The sequence below is a fragment of the Tsukamurella pseudospumae genome, from assembly GCF_001575195.1.
Classification (GTDB): Bacteria; Actinomycetota; Actinomycetes; order Mycobacteriales; family Mycobacteriaceae; genus Tsukamurella; species Tsukamurella pseudospumae.
Genome location: NZ_LSRF01000057.1, coordinates 18,239 through 42,090, shown reverse-complemented (window position 1 = coordinate 42,090; position 23,852 = coordinate 18,239). Strand labels below are relative to the sequence as shown.

General features: G+C 70.9%; 23 protein-coding genes. 14 read left to right on the top strand and 9 right to left on the bottom strand.

All coding sequences use genetic code 11. The annotated features are described in order from the left end of the window. Genes AXK60_RS17185 through AXK60_RS17170 form a run of 4 tightly spaced genes read left to right on the top strand, consistent with a single transcriptional unit; the run spans nt 1 to nt 3,643 of the window. The gene (locus AXK60_RS17185; protein ID WP_068572995.1) at nt 1–1,164 is read left to right on the top strand and encodes a DUF1214 domain-containing protein; all 1,164 of its coding nucleotides are present in this window, start codon (nt 1–3) and stop codon (nt 1,162–1,164) included. Further along, nucleotides 1,164–1,949, top strand: a complete 786-nt coding sequence (locus tag AXK60_RS17180; protein WP_068572993.1) for an SDR family oxidoreductase — start codon at nt 1,164–1,166, stop codon at nt 1,947–1,949. Before AXK60_RS17185 ends, AXK60_RS17180 begins: the two co-directional genes overlap by 1 nt. Further along, a complete protein-coding gene (locus tag AXK60_RS17175; RefSeq protein WP_068572991.1) occupies nt 1,942–3,105 on the top strand; it encodes a sulfotransferase family protein in 1,164 nt (387 codons plus the stop codon). Before AXK60_RS17180 ends, AXK60_RS17175 begins: the two co-directional genes overlap by 8 nt. A 22-nt stretch (nt 3,106–3,127) precedes the next feature. Further along, entirely contained in the window at nt 3,128–3,643 is a 516-nt protein-coding gene (locus AXK60_RS17170; RefSeq protein WP_139058020.1) for a SecDF P1 head subdomain-containing protein, read from the top strand. A gap of 83 nt (nt 3,644–3,726) precedes the next feature. On the opposite strand, the gene AXK60_RS17165 is transcribed toward AXK60_RS17170, so the two are convergent. Then, on the bottom strand, nt 3,727–5,088 hold the full coding sequence (locus AXK60_RS17165; protein WP_068572987.1) for a cation:dicarboxylate symporter family transporter: 1,362 nt from the start codon (nt 5,086–5,088) through the stop codon (nt 3,727–3,729). Between the two features lie 95 nt (nt 5,089–5,183). Between AXK60_RS17165 and AXK60_RS17160 the strand changes: the two genes are divergently transcribed. From AXK60_RS17160 to AXK60_RS17150, 3 genes are read left to right on the top strand one after another with little or no spacing between them, the layout of a single operon-like run. Beyond that, the gene (locus AXK60_RS17160) at nt 5,184–6,740 is read left to right on the top strand and encodes a sensor histidine kinase (RefSeq protein WP_068572985.1); all 1,557 of its coding nucleotides are present in this window, start codon (nt 5,184–5,186) and stop codon (nt 6,738–6,740) included. Further along, nucleotides 6,737–7,423 (top strand): response regulator, encoded by a 687-nt coding sequence (locus AXK60_RS17155; RefSeq protein ID WP_068572984.1) that lies wholly within the window; start codon nt 6,737–6,739, stop codon nt 7,421–7,423. The genes AXK60_RS17160 and AXK60_RS17155 overlap by 4 nt, the downstream gene beginning before the upstream one ends. Nucleotides 7,424–7,473: 50 nt before the next feature. Continuing rightward, complete coding sequence (locus AXK60_RS17150) at nt 7,474–8,145, top strand: GNAT family N-acetyltransferase (RefSeq protein ID WP_068572981.1); 672 nt, start codon at nt 7,474–7,476, stop codon at nt 8,143–8,145. Here the strand turns inward: AXK60_RS17150 and AXK60_RS17145 are convergent. Beyond that, a complete protein-coding gene (locus tag AXK60_RS17145; protein ID WP_068572980.1) occupies nt 8,103–8,942 on the bottom strand; it encodes an SDR family oxidoreductase in 840 nt (279 codons plus the stop codon). The genes AXK60_RS17150 and AXK60_RS17145 overlap by 43 nt on opposite strands. A gap of 70 nt (nt 8,943–9,012) precedes the next feature. Further along, nucleotides 9,013–10,890, bottom strand: coding sequence for an SDR family oxidoreductase (locus AXK60_RS17140; RefSeq protein WP_068572978.1), 1,878 nt, complete (start codon nt 10,888–10,890; stop codon nt 9,013–9,015). A 106-nt stretch (nt 10,891–10,996) separates the two neighbouring features. Here AXK60_RS17140 and dinB point away from each other — a divergent pair, with 106 nt between their 5' ends. Next, a complete protein-coding gene (gene dinB, locus AXK60_RS17135; RefSeq protein WP_068572976.1) occupies nt 10,997–12,214 on the top strand; it encodes a DNA polymerase IV in 1,218 nt (405 codons plus the stop codon). Here dinB and AXK60_RS17130 read toward each other — a convergent pair whose 3' ends face one another. Continuing rightward, a complete protein-coding gene (locus AXK60_RS17130; protein ID WP_068572974.1) occupies nt 12,215–13,687 on the bottom strand; it encodes an amino acid permease in 1,473 nt (490 codons plus the stop codon). Nucleotides 13,688–13,723: 36 nt separating this feature from the next. After that, the gene (locus tag AXK60_RS17125) at nt 13,724–14,626 is read right to left on the bottom strand and encodes an NAD(P)-dependent oxidoreductase (RefSeq protein ID WP_068572972.1); all 903 of its coding nucleotides are present in this window, start codon (nt 14,624–14,626) and stop codon (nt 13,724–13,726) included. Nucleotides 14,627–14,682: 56 nt separating this feature from the next. Here AXK60_RS17125 and AXK60_RS17120 point away from each other — a divergent pair, with 56 nt between their 5' ends. The 5 genes from AXK60_RS17120 to AXK60_RS17100 all read left to right on the top strand — a co-directional run bounded on the left by AXK60_RS17120 (nt 14,683) and on the right by AXK60_RS17100 (nt 19,922). Beyond that, complete coding sequence (locus tag AXK60_RS17120; RefSeq protein WP_068572970.1) at nt 14,683–15,741, top strand: D-2-hydroxyacid dehydrogenase; 1,059 nt, start codon at nt 14,683–14,685, stop codon at nt 15,739–15,741. Beyond that, on the top strand, nt 15,741–16,532 hold the full coding sequence (locus AXK60_RS17115) for an IclR family transcriptional regulator (RefSeq protein WP_068572968.1): 792 nt from the start codon (nt 15,741–15,743) through the stop codon (nt 16,530–16,532). Before AXK60_RS17120 ends, AXK60_RS17115 begins: the two co-directional genes overlap by 1 nt. 106 nt (nt 16,533–16,638) lie before the next feature. Continuing rightward, nucleotides 16,639–18,087 (top strand): MFS transporter, encoded by a 1,449-nt coding sequence (locus AXK60_RS17110; RefSeq protein ID WP_244881126.1) that lies wholly within the window; start codon nt 16,639–16,641, stop codon nt 18,085–18,087. Nucleotides 18,088–18,096: 9 nt separating this feature from the next. Then, nucleotides 18,097–18,873: an SDR family oxidoreductase gene (locus AXK60_RS17105; RefSeq protein ID WP_068572964.1), complete on the top strand. Its 777-nt coding sequence runs from the start codon at nt 18,097–18,099 to the stop codon at nt 18,871–18,873. Nucleotides 18,874–18,884: 11 nt separating this feature from the next. Then, complete coding sequence (locus AXK60_RS17100) at nt 18,885–19,922, top strand: zinc-binding dehydrogenase (RefSeq protein ID WP_068573416.1); 1,038 nt, start codon at nt 18,885–18,887, stop codon at nt 19,920–19,922. Between the two features lie 137 nt (nt 19,923–20,059). On the opposite strand, the gene AXK60_RS17095 is transcribed toward AXK60_RS17100, so the two are convergent. Genes AXK60_RS17095 through purS form a run of 3 tightly spaced genes read right to left on the bottom strand, consistent with a single transcriptional unit; the run spans nt 20,060 to nt 22,250 of the window. Further along, nucleotides 20,060–21,340, bottom strand: a complete 1,281-nt coding sequence (locus AXK60_RS17095) for a M18 family aminopeptidase (protein ID WP_068572962.1) — start codon at nt 21,338–21,340, stop codon at nt 20,060–20,062. Then, complete coding sequence (gene purQ / locus AXK60_RS17090; RefSeq protein WP_068572960.1) at nt 21,340–22,014, bottom strand: phosphoribosylformylglycinamidine synthase subunit PurQ; 675 nt, start codon at nt 22,012–22,014, stop codon at nt 21,340–21,342. Before purQ ends, AXK60_RS17095 begins: the two co-directional genes overlap by 1 nt. Continuing rightward, nucleotides 22,011–22,250, bottom strand: a complete 240-nt coding sequence (purS, locus tag AXK60_RS17085) for a phosphoribosylformylglycinamidine synthase subunit PurS (protein WP_068572958.1) — start codon at nt 22,248–22,250, stop codon at nt 22,011–22,013. Before purS ends, purQ begins: the two co-directional genes overlap by 4 nt. Nucleotides 22,251–22,391: 141 nt before the next feature. On the opposite strand from purS, the gene AXK60_RS17080 reads away from it, so the two are divergent. Continuing rightward, on the top strand, nt 22,392–23,036 hold the full coding sequence (locus AXK60_RS17080) for an MBL fold metallo-hydrolase (RefSeq protein ID WP_068572956.1): 645 nt from the start codon (nt 22,392–22,394) through the stop codon (nt 23,034–23,036). Here the strand turns inward: AXK60_RS17080 and AXK60_RS17075 are convergent. Beyond that, a complete protein-coding gene (locus tag AXK60_RS17075; protein ID WP_068572954.1) occupies nt 23,033–23,836 on the bottom strand; it encodes a class I SAM-dependent methyltransferase in 804 nt (267 codons plus the stop codon). The genes AXK60_RS17080 and AXK60_RS17075 overlap by 4 nt on opposite strands. Nucleotides 23,837–23,852 lie beyond the last annotated feature (16 nt).

The following is a 23,852-nucleotide window of genomic DNA, read 5'->3' as shown; positions in this document are numbered from 1 at the left end:
ATGTACAGCGAACCGCTCACGGCGGCGATCACGGAGGCCGAGTCTCTCGTGGCCGCGGCCCCGCACATCGAGACGGAGGCGGACCTGCTCGAGGGGCTGCAGTACCTGGCGCAGGGCGTGGCCGCCTGCGTGCACGGGGCCATCCACTTCGACAAGGATCACCCGTTCCTGCTCAGCGGCACGGGGCCGTTCACCAAGATGGGCCTCGACAACCCGGACACGATGTACTTCGGCGCGCGCGTCGACGGTGCCCACGAGTACATGATCACGGGGCGCCGCGGCACCACCGCCGACATCAGCTTCCAGGTACTCGGCGGCGGCGAGTACACCGACGACAACGTGCCCGCGAGCACCGTCGCCTTCGACGACCGCGAGCTGACCGTCGACGCCGACGGGCGGTTCGAGGTCCGGTTCGGCCCGGGCGAACCGGGCCCCGACTACTACCGACTCCCTCCGGGAAAGGCGCAGTTGGTGATCCGCGAGGTGTTCGACGACTGGTCGGCGCAGCGCAGCACCTTCGCGATCGCCCGGACCGATACCGCGGGCACCGCCCCGGATCCGGTCACCGCCGAGCTCATGGCCAAGCGCTACGCCGCCGCCGGCAAGCAGCTGGTGAACCGCGTGAAGACGTGGCTGCAGTTCCCCAAGTGGTTCTACGACCCGCTGCCGGTGAACACGCTGACGGCCCCGCGGCTCACGCCCGGCGGCCTGGCCACCCAGTTCTCCTCGGTGGGCCACTACGACCTCGCCGACGACCAGGCGCTCGTCATCACCGTTCCGCGGGGCGACGCGCCGTACCTGGGCTTCCAGCTCGGCAGCCTCTGGTACATCTCGCTCGACTACATCCATCACCAGACCTCGCTCAACGGCAGCCAGGCGCAGGTCGATCCGGACGGCATGATCCGGATCGTGGTGTCCGAGAACGATCCCGGCGTCACCAACTGGATCGAGACGCTCGGGCACCGTCGGGGATACCTGCAGTTCCGGTGGCAGCGCACCGACGCACCGCTCGCGGCCACCGATGGTCCGACGGCGCAGGTGGTGTCCCTCGCCGAGGTCGCGCAGCACCTGCCCTTCCACGCCGACAACACGATCTCGCCGGACGCCTGGCGGGCCCGGATCGCCGACCGAGCGCGGCTCGTCGGAGAGAGGATGGTCGGCTGATGCCCGGGTTCGGATTGCAGGAGCGGGTCGTCGTCATCGCCGGCGCGGGACCGGCGCTGGGCGCCACCCTGGCCCGACGGTTCGCCGCCGAGGGATCGCGGGTCGTCGTGGTGGCCCGGAACGTCGAACGCCTCGAGGCCCTCGCCGCACAGGTCGACGGTGCCGTCCCCCTCGCCGCCGACATCACCGACGAGGCGTCCCTCGCCGCCCTGGCCGCGCAGGTCCGCGACCGCTTCGGGCGGGTCGACGCCGTGGTCAACAACGCCTTCACCTACCCCTCGATGCAGCGGCTCGCGAAGACCGATCCCGCGCACATCCTCGAGAGCGTGAACCTCATGGCGCTCGGCGCGCTGCGCACCACCCTCGCCTTCCGCGAGGACCTCGCCGCGGCCTCCGCGGACGGCGGCGGCGCCGTGGTCAACGTCAACTCCATGGTGATCCGCCACTCGGACCTGCGGTACGGCGGCTACAAGGCGGGCAAGACGGCGCAGCTCGCGCTCGCGCAGTCACTCGCCACGGAACTCGGCCCCGAGGGCGTTCGCATCAATTCCGTGGTGCCGGGCTGGATCTGGGGCGACACGCTCAAGGCCTACTTCGAGTACCGCGCGAGCACCAAGGGCGTCACCGTCGAGGAGGACTACGCCGACGCGGCGAAGAACTCCGACCTGCGACGCCTGCCCACCGAGGACGAGGTGGCCTCGGCCGTGCTGTTCCTCGCCTCCCCCACCGCGTCCGGCATCACCGGCCAGACGCTCGACGTCAACTGCGGAGAGTTCCATGTCTAGCGCCACCCGAAACCCCGGCGTCGGCACGGTCGACGACCTGCACGAGTCGGCGATGCGCCGCACCGGCCTCAGCGACTTCGGCGACCCGTCGGATGGGTACCGCGAGGCCCTGCAGGTCCTGCTCGACGCCTACCGCGACGAGGCCTCTCTCACCGAGTTCGGGTCGAAGATCTCGCGGGTGTTCCTGCGCGGTGCGCTCTCGGCGCGGCTGATCAGCGAGGCAGCGTTCGCCGCGAACCCGGAATCCGCCGAGACCCCGGTCGAGCGGCCGATCTTCGTCACCGGCCTGCCGCGGTCCGGCACCACGGCGCTGCACCGCCTGCTCGACGCCGACCCCGGCAACCAGGGGCTGCAGATGTGGCTGGCCGAGGTGCCGCAGCCGCGGCCGCCGCGGGAGACCTGGGCGGAGAACCCGATCTTTTCCATGCTCGACGAGCAGTACGCACAGCACCACGAGGAGCACCCCGAATTCATGGGGCTGCACTACATGTCGGCCGCCGAGGTCGAGGAGTGCTGGCAGCTGCTGCGCCAGTCGGTGCAGTCGGTGTCGTACGAGTGTCTCGCCCACGTGCCGTCCTACGCGGCCTGGCTGGCCGGGCACGACTGGACCGCCGCGTACCGTCGGCACCGCCGGAACCTGCAGCTGATCGGCATGAACGACCCCGAGAAGCGGTGGGTGCTCAAGAATCCCAGCCACCTGTTCGCGCTCGACGCCGTGCTCGAGGCGTATCCCGACGCGCTCATCGTGCAGTGCCACCGGCCCGCGGAGACGATCATCGCGTCGGTCTGCTCGCTCGCCGAGCACGCCACCGAGGGCTGGTCGACGGCCTTCACCGGTGCCACGATCGGCGCCGACCAGCTCGACACCTGGTCCCGTGGCCTCGCGGCCTTCGACGAGTCCCGCTCCCGGCACACCGCCGCCGGCCGCGGCGCCCAGTTCGTGGACGTGGACTACCGCGACCTCGTGGCCGATCCCCTCGGCACCGTCGGGACCATCTACGGGAGTTTCGGCCTGGAACTGACCGACGATGCGCGACAGGCGATGTCGGCGATGCACGATGCCAGCCGATCCGGTGCGCGCCGCCCGAACCACACGTATTCGTTGGCGGACTACGGCCTCACCGAGGACTCGGTCCGCGCCGCCTTCGGGTCTTGACGGGCGACGTACGCTCGGACCCATGGGAACAGGACGTGCTGGACTCGGGACCATCGCAATAGTCACCACGGCGATGGCGCTCTCGGCATGCCAGGGGACCGCGGCCGGCGATCCGGCGCCCGCGCCGCAGGTGCCGCAGATCCGGCTCGTCACGAACGCGACCCCGACCACTCCGAACCAGTGCCCCAGTGGCGTTCCCGACGGCGCGGTCGCGGCCCGGATGTGCAACAGCGCCGGCGACACCCTCTACGAGCTGCAGCCCTCCGTCACGCACTCGCCGGTCAAGCGCGCAAGTGCCGGCGTGCCACAGAATCAAGGACAGTGGGTAGTCAACGTCGAGCTCTCCGATGCCGACGCCAAGGCCTTCACCGAGCTCACCGCGCGCAATGTGGGCAAGCAGGTGGCGATCGCGCTCGGCGGCCGCGTCCTCTCCGCCCCTGCGATCAACAGTCCGATCACCGGCGGCCAGGTCCAGCTCAGCGGCGGCTTCGATGAGAACTCCGCGAAGGATCTGGCGCACCGGCTGCAGCCGTCCTAGCTCCCGCACCCGATTGAACACCGTTACTACCCGGCGAATCCGCAGGTGGCGGCGGGTAGCAACGGTGTTCGATCGGGGCAGGGTCAGTGGGCGGCCGCCGCCGGGGCGGGGTCCGACGGTGCGCCGTGGTCGTCGACCATCGTCGCCTCGTCGAAGGGGGCCTGCCGATCGAGCACACGGTGGGTCTGCGCGAGATCGACGGTGTGCGTCCACTTCCCGACGAGCAGGGTCGCGATCGCGTTGCCGGAGAAGTTGGTGAGCGCTCGGGCCTCGGACATGAACCGGTCGATGCCGACGATGACGCCGACGCCGCCGAGGAGGTCCGGGCGGTGGCTCTGCAGGCCGCCGGCGAGCGTCGCCAGCCCGGCGCCGGTGACGCCGGCCGCACCCTTGGACGCGATCATCATGAACAGCAGCAGCGAGAACTGCTCGGCGTAGTTCAACGGCGAGCCCATCGCGTCGGCGATGAACAGCGAGGCCATCGTGAGGTAGATGGCGGTGCCGTCGAGATTGAACGAGTAGCCGGTGGGCACGACGATGCCGACCGTGGTCTTCTCGACTCCGGCGTGCTCCATCTTCGCGATCAACCGGGGCAGCGCCGACTCGCTGGAGCTGGTCGCCACGATGAGCAGGTACTCGCGGCCGAGGTAGCGGGCGAGCTTGAACACCGACAGCCCGGTGACGAGGCGCAGCAGTGACCCCAGGATCACGAAAACGAAGAGCGCGCAGGTGATGTAGAAGGCCAGCATCAGCCAGCCGAGCTGGATCACCGCGTCGAAGCCCGTCGCGCCGACCACGGCCGCCATGGCGCCGAAGGCGCCCACGGGTGCCAGCCACAGCACCATCACGAGTACGCGGAAGACCAACTTCTGCAGCACGGCGATCGCACGCACCGCGGGCTCGCCCGCCGGCCCCATCGCCTGGAGCGCGAAACCCACGAGCAGCGCGACGAACAGGGCCTGCAGCACGCTGCCCGCGGTCAGGGCCGAGAACAGCGTCTCGGGGACGATCCCCTGGACGAAGCCCCAGGTGCCACCGGCCGCGTGCGCCTGATCGGCGTACTTGGCGCCGACCGCAGGATCGGGATGGATCCCGAGGCCCGTGCCGGGCTTGAGCAGGTTGCCCACCACAATGCCCACGCCGAGGGCCAGGGTCGACATCGCGATGAAGTAGCCGAGCGCGAGCCCGCCGATCTTCCCCACGCTCGCCGCCGCGCGCACCGAGCCGATGCCGAGCACGATGGTGCAGAAGATGACCGGGCTGATCATCATCTTGATCAGGCTGACGAAGATGTCGCCGAGCGGCTTGAGGTCCTTGCCGAGGCCGGGCGCCACCAGGCCCACGATCACGCCCGCGACCACCGCGACGATCACGGCGATGTAGAGCCAGTGGGTGCGGTCGCGTTTCGTCCGGGCGGCCGGCGCCGCCCCGTCGATTGCCGTCACGGTGGTCCTCCTGTTTGTCGTAGACCGAACGAGAGAAATCCTGCGAGAATTGTGACCTGCGGCACAGCTTGTGTTCATTGTGTAAACGTTCTGGTGTGAGGAACAGAGCCCGCAGCGTCGCCGCCCAGTCCTTCCTGGCCCAGGTGGCGATCCTGCTGACGATCGCCGCCGGGGCGTCCTGGCTGGTCATCGCCCAGGCGCGGGACGACGGTGACCGCACCGCGCGCGAGCAGACCCGTGCGGCCGCCGTTGCCCTCGCCGCGTCGCCGTCGACGGTGGCGGCCCTCGCCGCGCCCGACGGCCCGGCGACGATGCAGCCCGTCGCCCAGCAGATCGGTCGGCTCGGCAAGCTCGACTTCGTCGTCGTGATGCGCCCCGACCGCACGCGCCTGAGCCACGCCGACCCGGCGCAGATCGGCGGCGAGTACACGGGGACCATCGCCCCTGCGCTCGCCGGGGAGACCTTCACGGAGACCTACGCCGGCAGCCTCGGCCCGTCGATCCGCACGATCACGCCCGTGCACGATGCGTCCGGCACCGTCGTCGGGCTGGTCTCCGCCGGAGTGACCCGGGCGCGTCTCGGGGACCAGGTCCGCGCGGCGCTGCCCCGCATCCTCGCGGTGGTCGCCGCCGCACTGCTCCTGCTCGTGGCGCTGTCCGCCCTGGCCGAGCGACGACTGCGGCGGCAGACCCTGGGCCTGTCCGCCCACGACCTGCGCGGTCTGTACGAGCACCACGACGCCGTGCTGCACACCCTCTCGGAGGGGCTGATCGTCTTCGACGCGGACTCCCCCGGCGGTCCCGCGCAGGTGGTCAACGACGAGGCCCGGCGACTCCTGGCGCTCCCCGACGGCGACGTGCATCAGCGGGACCTGCCGCCCTCGCTACGCGGCGCCGACGACCTCACCGACGAGCTGCACGTGACCGGCAGCCGCGTCCTTCTGGTGAACCGCCGCCCCGTCACCGGGCCGACCGGTCCGCTGGGCACCGTCCTCACCGTGCGCGACCGCACCGAGCTGCAGACCGTGCTGGGCGAGCTCGACACCGCCCGCTCGCTGGCCGACGCACTCAGCGCGCAGGCGCACGAGCACGCCAACCGCCTGCACTCGGTGGTCACCATGATCGAATTGGGAGAGCAGGATTCGGCGGCGCAGCTCGCCATCGCCGACCGCAGTGCGTCCCAGGGCCTCGTCGATCGACTCGCGGGCGAGGCGGCCCCGTCCGCCGTCGCACTCCTCGTCGCGAAGACCGCCGCTGCCGGTGCCCTCGACGTCGAGCTCACCGTCGCCGAGGGAACGGACCTCTCCGCCGCGCCCCTGCCCGACGTCCAACTCCTCACGCTCCTGGGGAACCTCGTGGACAACGCCATCGACGCCGCGGGCCCGGGTGGCTGGGTGGAGCTGTCCGCGGCCACCGGCCGCGACGGATCGTGGGACCTGACCGTCGCCGACAGCGGCCCGGGCATGTCCGCCGATGAGTTCGGCCGTGCGCGGACGCGCGGGTACTCCACGAAGGACCGCGGCGAGCGCCTGCACGGCGGCGGACTCGGACTCGCACTGGTCGACCAGGTGGTGCGCCAGGCGGGTGGCAGGATCGAGTCGGGCCGGACACCGTCGACGGTGACGGTGCGGCTACCGGGAGGTGAGCGATGACGGTGCGCGTCCTCGTCGTGGACGACGAGCCGCAGATCGCCCGCGCGCACGCCGAATACGTACGGCGCGTCGCGGGATTCGAGGTCGTCGGGGTGGTCGGCACGGCCGTCGCCGCGCTGAGCGAGGTCCGACGGTCCGCCGTCGCCAGCCCGCCCGTCGACCTGGTGCTCGCCGACGTCGGTCTCCCCGATCGCAGCGGCCTCGAGCTGGCCGCCGACCTCGCGGGCCTCCGCCCGCGGCCGGACGTCATCGTGATCACCTCGGCGCGCGATATCGCGACGGTCCGCGGGGCCATGGCCAGCGGTGCGATCCTCTATCTGATCAAGCCCTTCACCTTCGCCGCGTTCGCGGACCGGCTGAACCGCTATCTGTCCTTCCGCGACGCCCTCAGCGGCGAGGACGTCGGGCAGCGCGAGGTCGACGCGGCCTTCGCGGCCCTGCGCGAGGCCCCCTCGGAGACGACGGCACCGAAGGGGCTGGCACCGTCGACCCTGGAGGCCGTGACCTCCGCCCTGCGACACGCCGATTCGCCGCTCGGCGCAGCCGACGTGGCGGCTCGCACCGGGATGTCGCGCGTGACCGCGTGGCGCTACCTGGAGCGTCTCGCCGACGACAGACTGTGCGAGCGGATCACCGAGTACGGCGGCCGCGGCCGGCCCGAGGTCCGCTACCGCTGGCTGTGACGGACGAAAACCACTGTCACCGGGTCCCGCACCATTGCTACCGTGCCGCCATGGATCTCGCCGATGTCTGGCCACCGTTCGGGCTGCGCCTTCGCACCCCGCGGCTGACGCTGCGCGTGGTCCGTGACGAGGACCTCCCGCACCTCGCTGCGGCGGTCGCCGACGGCATCCACGATCCGACGGTGATGCCCTTCCGGACCCCGTGGACCGATCGCGCTCCTGACGTGGCGCCGACGCTGCTCGCCCAGTACCACTGGTCGCTGCGCGCCCGGTTCGCGCCCGAGGACTGGGAGTTCGCCTTCGCCGTGCTGCACGACGGCGTCCCGATCGGCACCCAGCACGTCGCCGCCCAGCGGTTCGCGGAGCTGCGCTCCGTCGAGACCGGATCGTGGCTGAGCCGGCGGTTCCACGGACGCGGTATCGGCACCGAGATGCGGTCCGCCGTCCTGACTTTCGCGTTCGATCAGCTCGGAGCCGAGTGGGCCACCTCGGCGGCCGCGGAGTGGAACGCATCGTCGAACGGGGTGTCCCGCGCTCTCGGCTACCGCGAGAACGGCGTCGAACGCATCGTCACGCGGCCCGGCGTGGTCGAGAACATGGTCCGACTACGTATGCCGGCCCAGGATTTCGTGCGTTCGCCGTGGCGCCTGGAGACATCCGGTGTCGAGGCGGTGCGCGACTACCTCGGGCTGTCGGAGTCGCCGACGGCGCCCCGTTCGTAGTCCGCGCGCACGGCGCGGTCGGCGGAGCGCACCTGGTCCGGAACGAGGAAGCGGTCGAGCAGGTCCCGCACGGGTTGCGGCGAGAGGGTCTGCAGGCGGTGCAGTAGCCCGACCGTGCGCGGCACGTGCACCTCGAACCGCGGACTGGCGAGAGTGTCGGCGATGGCCGCGGCGATCCGCTCCGGAGTGAGCATCGCCGCGGCCCCTGTCGTGGTCCCGGCGGCGAGCGCAGTATCGACGACCGCGGGCATGACGACGCTCAGTTCCACACCGCTGCCCCGCAACTCGCGGCGCACGGCGCGGAGGTAGCCGTAGATCCCGTACTTGGTGGCGCTGTAGGTGGCCTCGCCGGCGGGGCTGAGCTTCGACGCCGCCGACGCCACGGTCACGATGTGCCCGCTGCGCCGCGGGAGCATCCGGCGTGCCGCCAACCGCGTACCGAGGATCGGACCGACCAGGTTCACCGCGACCTGCCGCTGGATCGACGCCGCGCCCTCGTCGACGAACGACCCCACCCACATCACGCCCGCGTTGTTCACGAGGGCGTCGAGCGGACCGTCGGCCTCAGCGGCGGCGAGGAACTCCTCGAACGACCCCTCGTCGGTCACATCGAGCCGCAGGGACTCGGCCCGCCCGCCGGCGGAGCGGATCGACTCGGCGACGGCCTGAGCGGCGGCCTCGTCGCGGTCGCCGATCCAGACCCGCGCCCCGCGCGCGGCGAGCAACCGGCACGTCGCCGCACCGATCCCCGAGCCGCCGCCCGTCACCGCGACCCTCCGCCCGTTCAGCTCCGCCATCGCCGCGCCCCTCTCGATTGAACACCGTTATGGAGAGAATAATCGCAGGTGGGAATCTCCATAACGGTGTTCAATTCGCGGTGGCGCCCTTCGCCGCCGCGGAGTCCGCGGAGGCCAGGTACTCCTGGTGCAACAGGCGACGGGTGGTCCGGGGCGTGAACGTCCGCCCCAGCGCCCCGAGCGCCCCGAGCGGGGTGTCGATCCGCGTGGGTCGGCGCACGATGGCGCGCACGATGATCCGGGCGGCGTGCTCCGGGCTGATGGCGCGCGCACCGTCGTAGGCCTCGGTCGGGGCGATCATGGCCGTCCGGACCAGCGGCATGTGGACGTTGGTGAACGTGACGTGGTCGGTGAGGGTTTCGGTCGCGGCGACGTCGGTGAAGGCGTCGAGCGCCGCCTTGCTCGCGACGTACGCCGAGAACCGCGGGCCGCGCGCGGAGACACCGATGCTCGAGACGTTGACCACGTGCCCGAACCCGCGCTCCCGCATGTGCGGGAGCAGCGCCAGCGTCATCCGAACGGCGCCGAAGTAGTTGACGTCCATTGTTCGCTCGTAGTCGTGGAACCGGTCGACAGAGGCCCGCACGGACCGCCGTATAGATCGTCCCGCGTTGTTGACGAGGTAGTCGACGTGGCCGTGCTCGTCGAGGATCCGCGCGACAGTGCGATCCACCGCGTCGCCGTCGGTCACGTCGCACACGTACGCGGCGGCTTCGCCGCCGGCGGCGACGATCTCATCGACCGCGGCCGTGAGCTCGACCTCGTTGCGGGCCAGCAGGATCACCCGCGCCCCGCGATCGGCCAGCGTGCGCGCCGCCTCGCGGCCGATGCCCGCCGAGGCGCCGGTGATCACCACGTGCCGCCCGGCGATCGGGTCGCGCCGCCGCAGGCGGGCGGGGTCGAGCTGCTCGCGCCAGTACGCGAACAGCCGGGGCCCGTAGTCCCGCAGCTCGGGCACGTCGATCCCGGTGCCCGCCAGTGCGTCCCGGGTAGCCTCGGAGGTGTAGCGGGCGGTGAAGCCGAGGTTCTCGAACGCGCGGGGCGGGATACCGCGCTGCTTGAGCACGGTGTCGCGCAGGACCCCGGTGCGCCCCGAGCCACTCAGCCTGATCGCCGAATCCACGGCGCGGCGCGGGATCCGGCCGACGGCGGGCGGTGCTCCCGCGGGCCGGGCGATCGCGCGGTACAGCTCCAGCACGCTCTGCGGCTCCGGGTTCACCAGGTGATAGACCCGGCCGGTCCCGTCGGCCCGGAGCATGAGCTCGACGAGCGCCTCCGCCACGTAGTCGACGGGCACCACGTTGGTGTCGCCGGTGTCGGGCAATACCATCGGGAACACCGACGGCACGTGCCGCAGCGTGTCGAAGATCGGGAAGAAGTAGTACGGACCGTCGATCTTGTCCATCTCGCCGGTCTGCGAGTCGCCCACCACGATCGCCGGCCGGTAGATGCGCCACCGCACGTCGTCCGCCTCGCGGACCAGCTTCTCGGACTCGAACTTGGTGCGGTGGTACGGCGACGGGAAGCCCTGTCCCAGATCGAAATCGTCCTCCCCGAAGGCGCCCCTGTGATCGCCGGCCACCGCGACGGACGAGACGTGATGCAGCTCCGCGCCGATGCTCCGCGCCAGCTCGATCACCGCGCGGGTCCCCTCGACGTTGACCCGCTCGTTGGCCTGCACGCTCGCGGACATGTCGTACACCGCACCGAGATGGAGCACGGCGTCGGCCGCAGGAGGCGCACCGTCGAGCCCGAGGCCCGGGGCGGCGAGGTCACCCAGCAGCGGCACGACGCGCTCGCCCCAGCGGGCCCTCCAGTCGTCGAGCTTCGACGCCGACGACGGCCGCACCAACAGGTGCACCACTGCATCGGGGTCGCGCTCCAGCAGCAGGGGAACGATGCGCCGGCCCAGGAAACCTGTGGCGCCGGTGATCAGGTAGGTATTCACAGCTGACTCCTTCACGAGTCGCTCGGCAACTGACTTGTCGGTAAGATTACTCCAGAGTCAGTTCGTCCACCAGAACCTGTCAGTGACATCACGGATACTCGTCCACATGTCCATCGACCAGGCACGACGCGCGGAGGCCACGATCCTCCACGCCGACCTGGACTCGTTCTACGCCTCTGTCGAGCAACGCGACCATCCGTGGCTCCGCGGCCGCCCCGTGCTGGTCGGGTCGGACGTCGTGCTGGCGGCCAGCTACGAGGCGAAGGCCAAGGGCGTGCGCTCGCCCATGCCGCACCGCGAGGCGCTGGCGCTCGCCCCGTTCGCCATCACCATGCCGCCGCGGTTCGACGCGTACATGGAGGCCAGCAAGCGGGTCTTCGAGGTGTTCCGGGACATCACGCCGCTGGTCGAGGGTCTCTCCGTGGACGAGGCCTTCCTCGACGTGGCCGGCCTCCACCGCATCGACGGCACGCCGGTCCAGATCGCCCAGCGCCTCCGCGAGCGGGTCAAGGCCGAGGTCGGCCTCCCCATCACCGTCGGGGTGGCGCGCAGCAAGTTCCTCGCCAAAGTGGCCAGCGCTGTCGGCAAGCCCGACGGTCTGCTCCACGTTCCGCCCGGCACGGAGCTGCAGTTCCTGCACCCGCTGCCGGTTCGGCGGCTGTGGGGCGTCGGCCCGAAGACCGAGGCGCGCCTGCTCGAGATGGGCATCGGCACCGTCGGGCAGATCGCGGAGCTGGGCGAGCCCCGCCTGGCCACGCTCCTCGGCCGGGGCACGGCGCGGCACCTCTACGCGCTGTCGATGGCGCACGATCCGCGCCGGATCGACACCGGTCGGCGCCGCAAGTCGATCGGCGCGCAACGCGCGCTCGGTCGCCGAATGAAGTCGGAGTCCGAGATCGAGGCCACCGCGCTCGCGATCGTCGACCGGCTCGGCGAGCGCCTGCGCGCCGCGGGGCGGGTCACGCGCACCGTCGAACTACGGCTCCGGTTCGACGATTTCGCGTCCGTCACCCGGTCCCGCTCGCTGCGCGAGCCCACCGATCAGACGGCCGTCGTGCTCGCCACCGCGCGCGGGCTGCTCGACGAGGCGATGCCGCTCGTCCGGGAGCGCGGCTGCACGCTCATCGGGCTCTCGCTGGCGAACCTGGAGAACCACGGCGCGGTGCAACTCGCGCTGCCCTTCGACGGTGGCGAGCACGACACCGACCTCGACCTCGCGCTCGACTCCCTGCGCACCCGTTACGGGCGCGACGCCGTCACACGGGGCAAACTCCTGCACCGGCCGCTGGGGCCCGATGCACCGATGCTCACCGAGCAGGACTGATCAGTGCTGCTCGGCCCGCCACTGCGCGGCCCGCACCTTCTCGTCCGCTCGGCGCTCTGCGAACGCCTCCCGTGCCCGACGGTGCTCCGGCGTCCGCCGGATCGCCAGGTACGCGACGCCGACGATGACGAACCAGATCGGCGTGACGAGCATCGCCTGCAGGGTGTCGGTCTCGCGGGTGAAGGCCCAGAGCAGGAACACGAAGAACGCGAACACGATCCACGGCATCACCGTGCCGAGCGGCATCGTGAAGGCGCTCTCGGCGTGCAACTGCGGGCGGCGCGCGCGATACACCAGATAACTGACGAGGATGATCGTCCAGACGAACATGAAGCACAGCGACGAGACCGTGGTGACCACGGTGAAGCCCGCGGACTTGTCGAGGCCGAAGGCCAGCAGCACCACCGAGGACAACAGCATCACCGCGGTGAGGAAGAGCGCGTTCGCGGGCACCTTGCGGCTGGACAGCTTCGCGAACATCTTCGGCGCGTCACCCTCGGTCGCGAGGCCGTAGACCATGCGCGAGGTGGAGTAGATGCCCGAGTTCGCCGACGACATCGCGGAGGTCAGCACGACCGCGTTCACGAGATGCGCGGCGGCGCCGAGTCCCGCGAGCGAGAAGAGCATGACGAACGGCGACTCGTCCTTGCTGAACCGGTCCCACGGCACCACGGACATGAGCACGATCAGCGAGCCCACGTAGAACAGCAGGATGCGGATGGGGATCGCGTTGATCGCACGCGGCAGGTTCTTCTCGGGGTTCTTGGTCTCGGCCGCGGCGGTGCCGACGAGTTCGATGCCCACGAAGGCGAAGACGGCGATCTGGAAGCCGGCGACGAAGCCCATGAAGCCCTGCGGGAACATCCCGCCGTGCTCCCACAGGTTGGTCAGCGAGGCGCGCGCGCCGTCGTGCTCGAACCCGGTGATGATGAGCACCGCGCCCGCGATGATCAGCGCGACGATCGCGACGATCTTGATCATGGCGAACCAGAACTCGGTCTCGCCGAAGGCGCGCACCGTCGGCAGGTTGAGGCCGATGAGCAGCACGATCACGACCACCGCGGGGATCCAGGGCGGAATGTCCTTGGCCCAGAAGGTGATGTACACCGAGGCGATCACCACCACGTCGGCGACCGCGGTCACCACCCAGCAGAACCAATAGGTCCACCCGGTGAAGTGCGCGGCCCACGGTCCGAGCAGGTCGCCCGCGAAATCGGAGAAGTTGCGGTAGCCGGTGCGGCTGAGCAGCAGCTCGCCCATCGCGCGCATGACGAAGTACAGCATGAAGCCGATCACCATGTACACGACGATCACCGACGGTCCGGCGACGGAGATCGTCTTGCCGGAGCCCATGAACAGGCCGGTGCCGATCGCACCGCCGATCGCGATGAGTTGGATGTGGCGGTTGCTCAGCGCGCGGGTGAGCTCCTCACCCTCTTCCGAGGTCGACGATGATTCGGGCGAAGTGGTCATGCTCTGGGACACTAACGGACCCGAGTGAGTCGCGGTTCACTCGGGAGTGATCGGTGCGCGCCCCCGCTCGGCGATGAATCTGCGGGTGACCGCCATGTCCCGCTCTCCCAGGCCCGTTTCGACGATCTCCTCGAACTCGGCGAGCAGCGCGGGCAGCAACATCGCCTCGGTGCCGGTGGCGCGCGCGACCTCGGTGGCGGAGCGGAGGTCCTTCGCGAGGTATTTCGCCATGCCCGACGGTGCGTCATCCCCCGTGACGAGCTTGTCCTTGCGGGTCGCCAGGAGGCGGGACGAGGCGTAGCCACCGCCCAGCAGATCCCACATCGCGGCGAGGTCGATGCCGGAGCGTTCCGCGAGCACCGTCGCCTCCCCCAGCGCGGCGATGGTCGCCGCGACGACCAGCTGGTTGCACGCCTTGGCGACCTCTCCGGCGCCCAAGGGACCCAACCGGACCGGAGTGCCGCAGGGCGCGAGGACTTCCGCGGCGCGGGCGCAGTCCTGTTCGGTGCCGCCCATCATGATCGACAGGGTCCCGGCGATCGCGCCGTCGTCGCCACCGGAGACCGGCGCGTCCACGACCCGGACCCGGCCGGCGGTCTCCCGGTCCAGACGGTCCGCGAGCGCTCGCACTCCCGGTGCCGAGGACGTGGAGCCGATCAGGAGGAGGAGTGGACGATCACCCACGAGGAGTCCGCGCTCGCCCGCAAGCACCTCCTCGATCTCCGGGAGATCGGGCAGCATCAACAGCACGACATCGGCCGCCGCGGCCACTCCCGCCGGGTCGTCGTGCTGGACGGCGCCGTCGGCCACCAGGTCCGGGCGGGGCCGCCGCGCGGCGATGTGGACGGCGCCGTGTGCACGGGCGAGGTGCCGAGCCATGGGCGCGCCCATGGCTCCGAGTCCGATGACGCCGACGGCGATGTGCGCAGCCTGTTCCATTCGTCCAGCCTAACGAATGCCGTTCGATATATTGGCCGATCTTCTACACTCGGCCCATGACCACCACATCGAAGCTCTTGCGCGTCGCCCTGGCCGTCGACCTGCCCGAATCCGACTGCCGGCTGATCGAGCGCCTCGAGCCCCGCGTCGAATTGCTCCGTGATCACACGCTGTACCGCCCGGCCCGGTGGGACGCGGATTGGGAGGGTGACCCGGCCTTCACCCGCACGCCCGCTCAGCAGGCCGCGTACGACTCGCTGCTCGCCGGCGCCGACGCGCTCTTCGGCATCCCCGACGTGCAGCCCGCACGGCTCGCCGCGACCGTCCGCGCCAACCCCGCGCTGCGCTGGGTGCACACTACCGCTGCGGGCGGCGGCGGGCAGGTCCGCGCCGCCGGGCTCGACGAAGCGGAGCTCACGCGGGTCGCGTTCACCACCAGCGCCGGGGTGCACGGCTCGACGCTGGCCGAGTTCGCGCTGTTCGGAATCCTCGCGGGAGCGAAGAACCTGCGCCGACTGGAGTCCGATCAGGCCGCCAAGCAGTGGCCCGCCCGGTGGGAGATGCGCCACCTCGACGAGATGACCGTCCTCATCGTGGGACTCGGCGGGATCGGCGCGGCGACCGCGGCCCGGTTCAAGGCCTGCGGGTCGACGGTGTGGGGCACCTCCCGCAGCGGCCGCCCCGTGGACAACGTCGACCGGATCGTCCCCCTCGACGACATCGTCGCGGCCGCGGGCGAGGTGGACGCGATCGTCGTGACCCTGCCGGGCACCGCGGCCACCGAGAAGCTGATCGGCGCGGACCTGTTCGCCGCCGTGCGGCCCGGCACTCTGCTCACCAACGTCGGCCGCGGCACCGTCATCGACGAGGACGCGCTGCTCACGGCCCTGAACGAGGGGCGGATCGGCTTCGCCGCGCTGGACGTCTTCGCCACCGAGCCGCTGCCGTCCGACAGTGCGCTGTGGCACCACCCGAACGTCCTGGCGAGCCCGCACACGGCCGCGCTGAGCCGTCAGGAATCGACGCGGATCGCCCGGCTGTTCGCGCGCAACGCCACGGCGCTGCTCGACGGGGCGCCGATGGCCAACACCGTCGACACCGTGGAGTTCTACTGATGACCGATCCCGAGGGCACGCGCGCACCGGCGCCCGCCGTCACCCGCGCACTGGGCATTCTCACGCTGCTCGCGGAATCCGACGCGCCGGCCATGAGCCTCAGCGAGCTCGCGCGCGGGCTGGGCATCGCGAAGTCCTCGTGCACCAACCTCTGCCAGGCTCTGGAGGACGGAGACATGATCCGGCGCGTGCCCGGCGGCTTCGCCCTGGGCCGGCGGACGGCGGAGATCGGCGGCGCCTACGCGCTGCAGTTCAACCAGGTCCGCGAGTTCTTCCCGGTGATCGCGGCGTCCCCCACGCTGCACCGCGAGCTGGTCCAGATCGCCATGCTCGACGGTGCCCATACCCTCTACCTCGCGCGTCACGAGGGCCGGGCGCCGTACCGGTTCGGCACGCCGCTGGGCTCGCGCCTGCCCGCCGTCTTCACGGCCACGGGACACGCCCTCCTGGCCGCGCTCCCCGACGAGGAGCTGGACGCGATCCTCGGCTCCGCCGTCCCCGCCCGGAGTGCCGCCGACGGCAGCGAGGTCACCGAGGCCGATGTCCGGGCCGAGCTGGAACAGGTGCGGACACGCGGATTCGCGGTCGACCGGGGGCACGGCACTCTCGGCGTCACCGGCATCGCGGTGGCGCTCCCCGCCTGGACGCCGGGCGATCCGCCGCTCGGGCTCGGAGCGGCCATGCCCGCCGATCAGGCCGAGGACCTGCGCATAGCCACCGTCGGGACCGCCCTGGTGGAGGCTGCGGCGCGGCTGAGCAACCCGTGGAGACAGCAGGGCTCGACGAACTGATCCTCACGAATATCGTTCAACCTGTTGTACGCCGTTCGACCAAGTGTTAGCTTTCAGTATCGGATGTGACGCCGGTCACGACCCGATGGTCCGAAGGAGAACCCCCGTGTCGACCACCACCACCTCACCGGAGCAGGATCCCGAGTACGCCGCGAACCTCAAGCGTGCGACCCTCGCCTCCAGCATCGGCAGCGCCCTCGAGTACTTCGATTTCGCGCTGTACGGCCTGTCCACGGCGTTGATCTTCAACGTCCTGTTCTTCCCCCAGGGCGACCCGGCGATGGCGACCGTGGCCGCGTTCGCCACCTTCGGCGTGGGCTTCGCGGCCCGCCCCTTCGGCGGCCTGTTCTTCGGCCGGCTCGGCGACAAGGTGGGCCGCAAGACGGTCCTCGTCATCACGATCATGCTGATGGGCGGCGCGTCCACCCTGATCGGCGTCCTGCCCACCTACGACTCGATCGGCATGTGGGCGCCGGTGCTGCTCGTGGCGCTGCGCCTGCTCCAGGGCTTCGGCGCGGGCGCGGAACAGGCCGGCTCGACGGTGCTCATGGCCGAGTACGCGCCCGTCGAGCGGCGCGGCTTCTTCTCCGCACTGCCCTTCATCGGCATCCAGGCGGGCACGCTCCTCGCCGCGCTGGTGTTCACGCTGATCAGCACACTGCCGGAGCAGGCGATGCTCAGCTGGGGCTGGCGGGTCCCGTTCCTCTCATCCTTCCTGCTCATCCTGCTCGCCGTCGCGATCCGGATGAAGCTGCAGGAAACGCCGACCTTCGTCGAGTTGGAGAAGCAGGAGCAGGTGGCCGACAAGCCGGTCCGCGAGCTGTTCAAGCACGGCTTCCCCGGCGTGCTCGTGGGCATCGGCCTGCGGATGGCGGAGAACGGCGGCTCGTACATGTTCCAAGCGCTTGCGCTGTCGTTCTTCGTCACCGTCACCGGCCCCGGCGCCGACAAGGGCGTGCTCACCTGGGGTGTCACCATCGGCTCGCTGATCGGCGTGTTCTCCGTACCGTTCACCGGGCACCTGTCCGACCGCTACGGCCGCCGCATCATCTACCGGATCGGCGCCCTCTTCCTGCTGGTCTACGCCCTGCCCGCCTGGTGGGCACTCACCCTGCACAACCACGGCATCGCGATCGCCGTCATCGCGATCGGCATCGGCGTGGGCGTGAACTCGATGCTCGGCCCGCAGTGCGCCATGATCCCCGAGATGTTCGGCGCACGGCACCGCTACCTCGGCGTGGCCATGGCCCGCGAGATCTCCGCGGTGCTCGCCGGCGGCGTGGCGGGCGTGCTGGGCGCCTACCTGATCAAGGTCACCGACGGGAACTGGCTCGTGCTCGGCCTTTACATGGTCACGCTGTGCACCATCACCGCGGCGAGCACCTTCCTCGTGCCGGAGACCGTGGGCCGCGACCTGACCCGCACCGACGACGCCGTGAAGGTCTCGGACGCCGAAGCGGGCTCCGACTACGCCCTGCCCGGCACCGCCGCTCTGAGCACTCTCGACTTCCCCTATCCTGCAGTCACTTCCGCGCCCGCACCGTCCGTTCCCTGAAAGGAAGTCATGCCCAGCGACACCTCCGTCTTCGACCTCACGGGGCGGAACGCACTCGTCACCGGCAGCACCCGCGGCATCGGCCGACGGCTCGCCGAAGGACTGTCAGCAGCAGGCGCCACCGTCGTCGTGCACGGCCGGGACCGGACCGCGGCGTCGACGGTGGCGGGCGAGATCGCCGCCGCGACCGGCAATCCCGTGCACGGCGAGGCCTTCGACGTGACCGACGAGGACGCCGTCGATGCGGGGCTGGCGCGGATCGAGGCACTGCTCGGCACCCCCGACATCCTGGTGAACAACGCGGGCATGCAGATCCGCCACCCGCTGACCGAGTTCCCCGTCAGCGACTGGAACACCCTGGTAGCGACCAATCTGACCAGCGCCTTTCTCCTGGCGAAGCGCGTCGCAGCGGGCATGATCACCCGCGGCAGCGGGCGCATCGTCAACATCGGCTCGGTGCAGTCGCAGCTGGCCCGCCCGAACATCACGCCCTACTCCGCGACCAAGGGCGGGATCGTCATGCTCACCAAGGGCCTGTGCGCGGAGCTGGCCCCGTACGGCGTGACGGCCAACGCGATCGCCCCCGGGTACTTCGCCACCGAGCTGACGCAGGCGCTCGTCGACGACGCCGAGTTCTCCGGGTGGGTCTCCGGCCGCACGCCGGCGGCGCGCTGGGGCGACGTGGCGGATCTGGTGGGGCCGTTGGTGTTCCTGGCCTCCGACGCCTCCTCATTCGTCAACGGCCAAATACTGTACGTCGACGGCGGCATGACGGCCGTGGTCTGAAAGGGGTTGTGATGACGGAGAATCTGGGTGTCGTCGCGCACGCCGCCGGCGATCTGCGGGTGCAGGCGCTGCCGGAGCCCGAGCCCACCGCCGATGAGGCGGTGATCGCGATCGCCTACGGCGGGGTCTGCGGCTCCGACTTGCACTACTGGCTTCACGGCGCCGCCGGGACGTCCATCCTGCGCGCACCCCTGCTTCTCGGCCACGAGGTGATCGGCACCGTCGAACGGGCGGCCGCCGACGGATCCGGGCCCGCGGTCGGCACCCCCGTCGCCGTGCACCCGGGCACGCCGCACGGGGTCGACGGTGTCCCGTACCCGGCGAAGAGCCCGAACCTCGCGCCCGCCGGCACCTACCTGGGCTCAGCGGCCCACTTCCCGCACTGCGAGGGCGCTTTCGCGCGCCGCGTCGCCCTCCCGACCCGGATGTTGCGGATCCTGCCCGCGAACATCGATCCGCGCGACGCCGCGCTGATCGAACCCGCGGCCGTGGCCTGGCACGGCGTGGCCCGCGCGGGCGATGTCGCGGGCAAGCGGGTGGCCGTCATCGGCGCGGGTCCGATCGGCCTGCTCGCCGTCGCGGTGGCGTTGCACCACGGGGCCGCCACGGTCGTGGCGACGGACATCGCGGCCGAGGCGCGCGAGCGTGCCCTGGCACTGGGCGCCGCCGCGGTTCTCGACGCCCGGGAGTCCGAGGAGATCGCGGCGCTCCACGCCGATGTCGTGATCGAATCCTCCGGCACGGTGCCCGGACTGCACGCCGCGGTCGATGCGGCCGGGAGGGGCGGCATCGTCGTGATGCTCGGCCTGCAGCGCGCGGGCGACATCGACTTCCCTGCCGCCCAAGCCATCACACGCGAACTGGATCTGCGCGGTGCCCTGCGGTTCAACGACGAGATCGACGAGGTCATCGCTGCCCTCGCCGACGGCTCGTTGAACGTGCGCGGCGTGGTCACCCACGTTCTGCCCGCCGCGGACGCCCTCGAGGCCTTCGAGATCGCCCGTGATTCCGCTGCGTCCGGGAAGGTGCTGCTGGACTTCCGGACGTGAGCCACGGCGTGGCCGCCGAACCGGGACAGCGCGGGCGCGGGCCGCGGGCAATTCGGGCGCGGGCGGGCGGAACGGGTGCGGGAAGCCATTCGCACCCATTCCGCCCGCACTGCCCGTCGCCGAGCGGGCGGCAGCGATCAGGCCGGAGCGAGGAAGGCGGCGAGCGCCGCGGAGTACATCGCGACGTCGGCGGAGCCCATGAGCTCGCGGGCGCTGTGCATCGCGAGCTGCGGCGCCCCCACGTCGACGGTGCTCAGGCCGGTGCGGGCGGCCGTGATCGGGCCGATCGTGGAGCCGCACGGCAGGTCGGCGCGGTGCACGTACCGCTGCAGCGGCACGCCCGCCTGCTCGGCGGCCACCGCGAAGATCGCCTCGCCCGTCGCGTCGGAGGCGTAGCGCAGGTTCTGGTTCACCTTGAGCACCGGCCCGCCGTTCACGGCGATGCGGTGCGCGGGCTCGTGCCGGTCGGGGTAGTTCGGGTGCGTGGCGTGCGCCATGTCGCCCGACGCGCACACCGAGCGGCTCATCACACGCAGGAAGTCCTCGCGGTCACCGCCCGCGGCGAGCACGATCCGCTCCAGAACCGTGAGCAGCAGGTCGGACGCCGCGCCGCGATCCGAGCCCGATCCGACCTCCTCGTGGTCGAACAGTGCGAGCACGGGCGTCACCCCGACGGTCGACGGTGCCGCGACCAGCGCCTCGACGCCCGCGTAGCAGGTCCCCTGGTTGTCCAGGCGCGGCGCGGAGAGCAGATCGCCGTCGGCGCCCACCACCCGGCTCGGCGCCAGATCGTGCGTCATCAGTTCCCAACCGAGCACCGTCTCGGGGTCGACCCCGGCGGCCTCGGCCAGCAGGTCCACGAAGGGCCCCTTCGCGCCCACACCGCGGATCGCGTTGACGTGCCGCTGCGGATCCAGCTCGACGCCCTTGCGGTTCTCGGACAGGTGGATGGCGAGCTGCGGCACCCGCAGCACCGGCTCGTCGATCCGGACGAGAGCCGTCCGCGCACCGTCGGGCCCGGCGAACGCGAGCCGGCCGGAGATCCCGAGATCCCGGTCGAGCCACGAATTGAGCCAGGCGCCGCCGTAGGGCTCGAGGCCCACCAGCGACAGGCCCGCCGCCTCGAGGTCCGGATGCTGCTTGACCCGCAGATTGGGACTGTCCGTGTGTCCGCCGACGATGCGGAAGGCGCCGTCGACCGCGAAGACGGATGCGTCGAAGGCGACGATCGACCCGCCCCGGACCACGTAGTGCTTGCCCGCCGCCGGCCAGCGGTCGCCCTCGGCGAGCTCGGAGTAGCCCGCCGTACGCAGCCGCGCAGCCGTCGTCTCCACGACGTGGAAGGGCGACGGTGAGGCGTCGACGAAGGCGCACAGACCCTCCGGGGACGCAGTGGTGGCTGCCGCCGGATCCGTCATCAGGCCGACAGCACCGCGTCCAGCGCGGAGTAGAACAGGCCCAGCCCGTCGTCCGACGGGCCGGTCAGCGCCTCGGTGGCGTGCTCCGGGTGGGGCATCAGGCCGACGACGCGGCCGTTGGCCGAGGCGACGCCCGCGATGTCGCGCTGCGAGCCGTTCGGGTTGCCGCCGACGTAGCGGAAGGCCACACGGCCCTCGCCCTCGAGCTCGTCGAGCACGGCCTCCGACGCCTGGTAGCGGCCCTCGGCGTTCTTGACGGGGACGAGGATCTCGGCGCCCGTCTCGTACCGGGAGGTCCACGCGGTGTTCGTGGCCTCGACCCGCAGCCACTGATCGCGGCAGACGAAGTGCAGGCCCTCGTTGCGGGTGAGCGCACCGGGGAGCAGGCCCGCCTCACAGAGGATCTGGAAGCCGTTGCAGATGCCCAGCACCGGCATGCCCTTGCCCGCGGCCGCCACGACCTCGGTCATCACCGGAGCGAGGGAGGCGATGGCGCCGGCGCGCAGGTAGTCGCCGTAGGAGAAGCCGCCGGGGACGACGACGGCGTCGACGCCCTTGAGATCGTGGTCCTTGTGCCAGAGGGAGACGGCCTCGCCGCCCGCGCGCTCCACGGCGCGGGACGCGTCCACATCGTCGAGGGTGCCGGGGAAGGTGATGACGCCGACGCGGGTCATGCGTTCACCCGGGTGATGGTGAAGTCCTCGATGACGGTGTTGGTCAGCACGTCGGCCGCGATCTTCTCGAGCTGCTCGTCGCTGAGGTCACCGTCGACCTCGAGCTCGAACCGCTTGCCCTGCCGCACATCCGCGACACCGGCGAAACCGAGGCGGTCGAGCGCACCCACGATCGCCTTGCCCTGCGGGTCCAGGATCTCGGCCTTCGGCATCACGTCCACCACAATCCGTGCCACGTTGCGGCTCCCTCTCGAATCGACCGCGCGCTCGGGTGTCGATCGCGCTTCACAAAAGAGTTTACGTCCGTGCCGAACGGCGCAGCGGAGCACGTCGCGACAACCGCCGTGGCCTCGCGGAAACTGAGCGATACTGGGCGCATGCGACTCACCCACTTCCGCCATTCCTGCGTCCTCGTGGAGATGTCCGACACGCGGGTGCTCTTCGATCCCGGCACGTTCTCCCAGGGCTTCGAGGGGCTGACCGGGCTCGACGCGATCGTCGTCACCCACCAGCACCCGGACCACATCGATCCCGTCCGCATCGGCGCGCTGGTCGACGCGAATCCCGACGCACAGCTCTTCGCCGACCCCACCACGGCCGCCGCCCGTGGCGACCGCTGGATCGCCGCCGTCCCCGGGCACGACTACGGCATCGGCAATCTCATCGCGCGGGCCGTCGGCGGCGTGCACGCCGTGATCCATCCGGACATGCCGACCATCGACAACACCTCGATCCTGCTCGGCGACGAGGAGCGGATCGGCCGCTTCTACCACCCGGGGGACGCGTTGTTCGTGCCCGACGTCCCCGTCGACGTGCTCGGTCTGCCGGTGAACGCGCCGTGGTGCCGGATCAGCGAGACGATCGACTTCTTCCGAGCGGTCTCCCCCACCGTCGCCGTACCGATCCACGACGAACTGCTCTCGCCGGAGGGCGCGGCGATCTACCTCGCCCGGCTCACGGACATGCGGCCCGACGGTGCCGATCTCCTCCGCTGGGAGGCCGAGGCCACGCAGGAGTTCTAGGCCGTGAACAGGTTCATCCGATAGCCCGAGACCATCGGCGTGAAGCCGATCGCGGCGAGGCCGAGGCGGTACTTCCACGGCCATGTGCCGGCGACCGCCTTCTGCGGGTGCGCGAAGGTGCGGCTCTCGAGCAGGCGCAGACCGATGGGCTCGAGGGTGCGGGGGTCGTCGCAGACCCACTGCATCCGCGCGGGGATGGAACGGAAGACCGGGTTCTGGTCCTGGTGGCCCATCATGAACCGGCCCCCCGTGTCGACCGCGAGACGGTTGCCGCCGAACCGTCGGGCCAGGCGCCCGAGGACGTCCTCGACCTCCTCCCGGGCGAAGTACAGCAGGACGGCCTCGGACAGCAGGAACACCGGCCCTCCGCGCTCCGCGACCGCCTCGTACCAGTCCTCGTCGAAGATCGAACCGTCGATCATCGTGTACCGCTCCGAGTCGGTGAAGAACCTGCGACGCAGAGCCATCGTGTCCGGTAGGTCGAGGTCGAACCACCGCACCGAGCCGTTGTCGAGCCGGTCGAACCGGGTGGACAGGCCGCAGCCCAGGTCGACGACGGTGCCGTCGGGATGGTCGGCGAGGAAGTCCCGCACGTACTGATCGAAGATCGACGCGCGGAGCACGGATCCCGGGAGCGATGGTCCCGTGAACCTCGTGAAGTCGTAGTCGATGGCATCGACCAACTCGATCGCCCGCGTGTCCGCGAGGACGCTGCGGTTCGCCGCGGCGTCGCGGGCCCGGCCGTACAGCGGGATGAGGAGTGTCTCCTGGACATCGCCGAGCTCTATCTTCGCCTTCATAAGGCTACCCTAACTC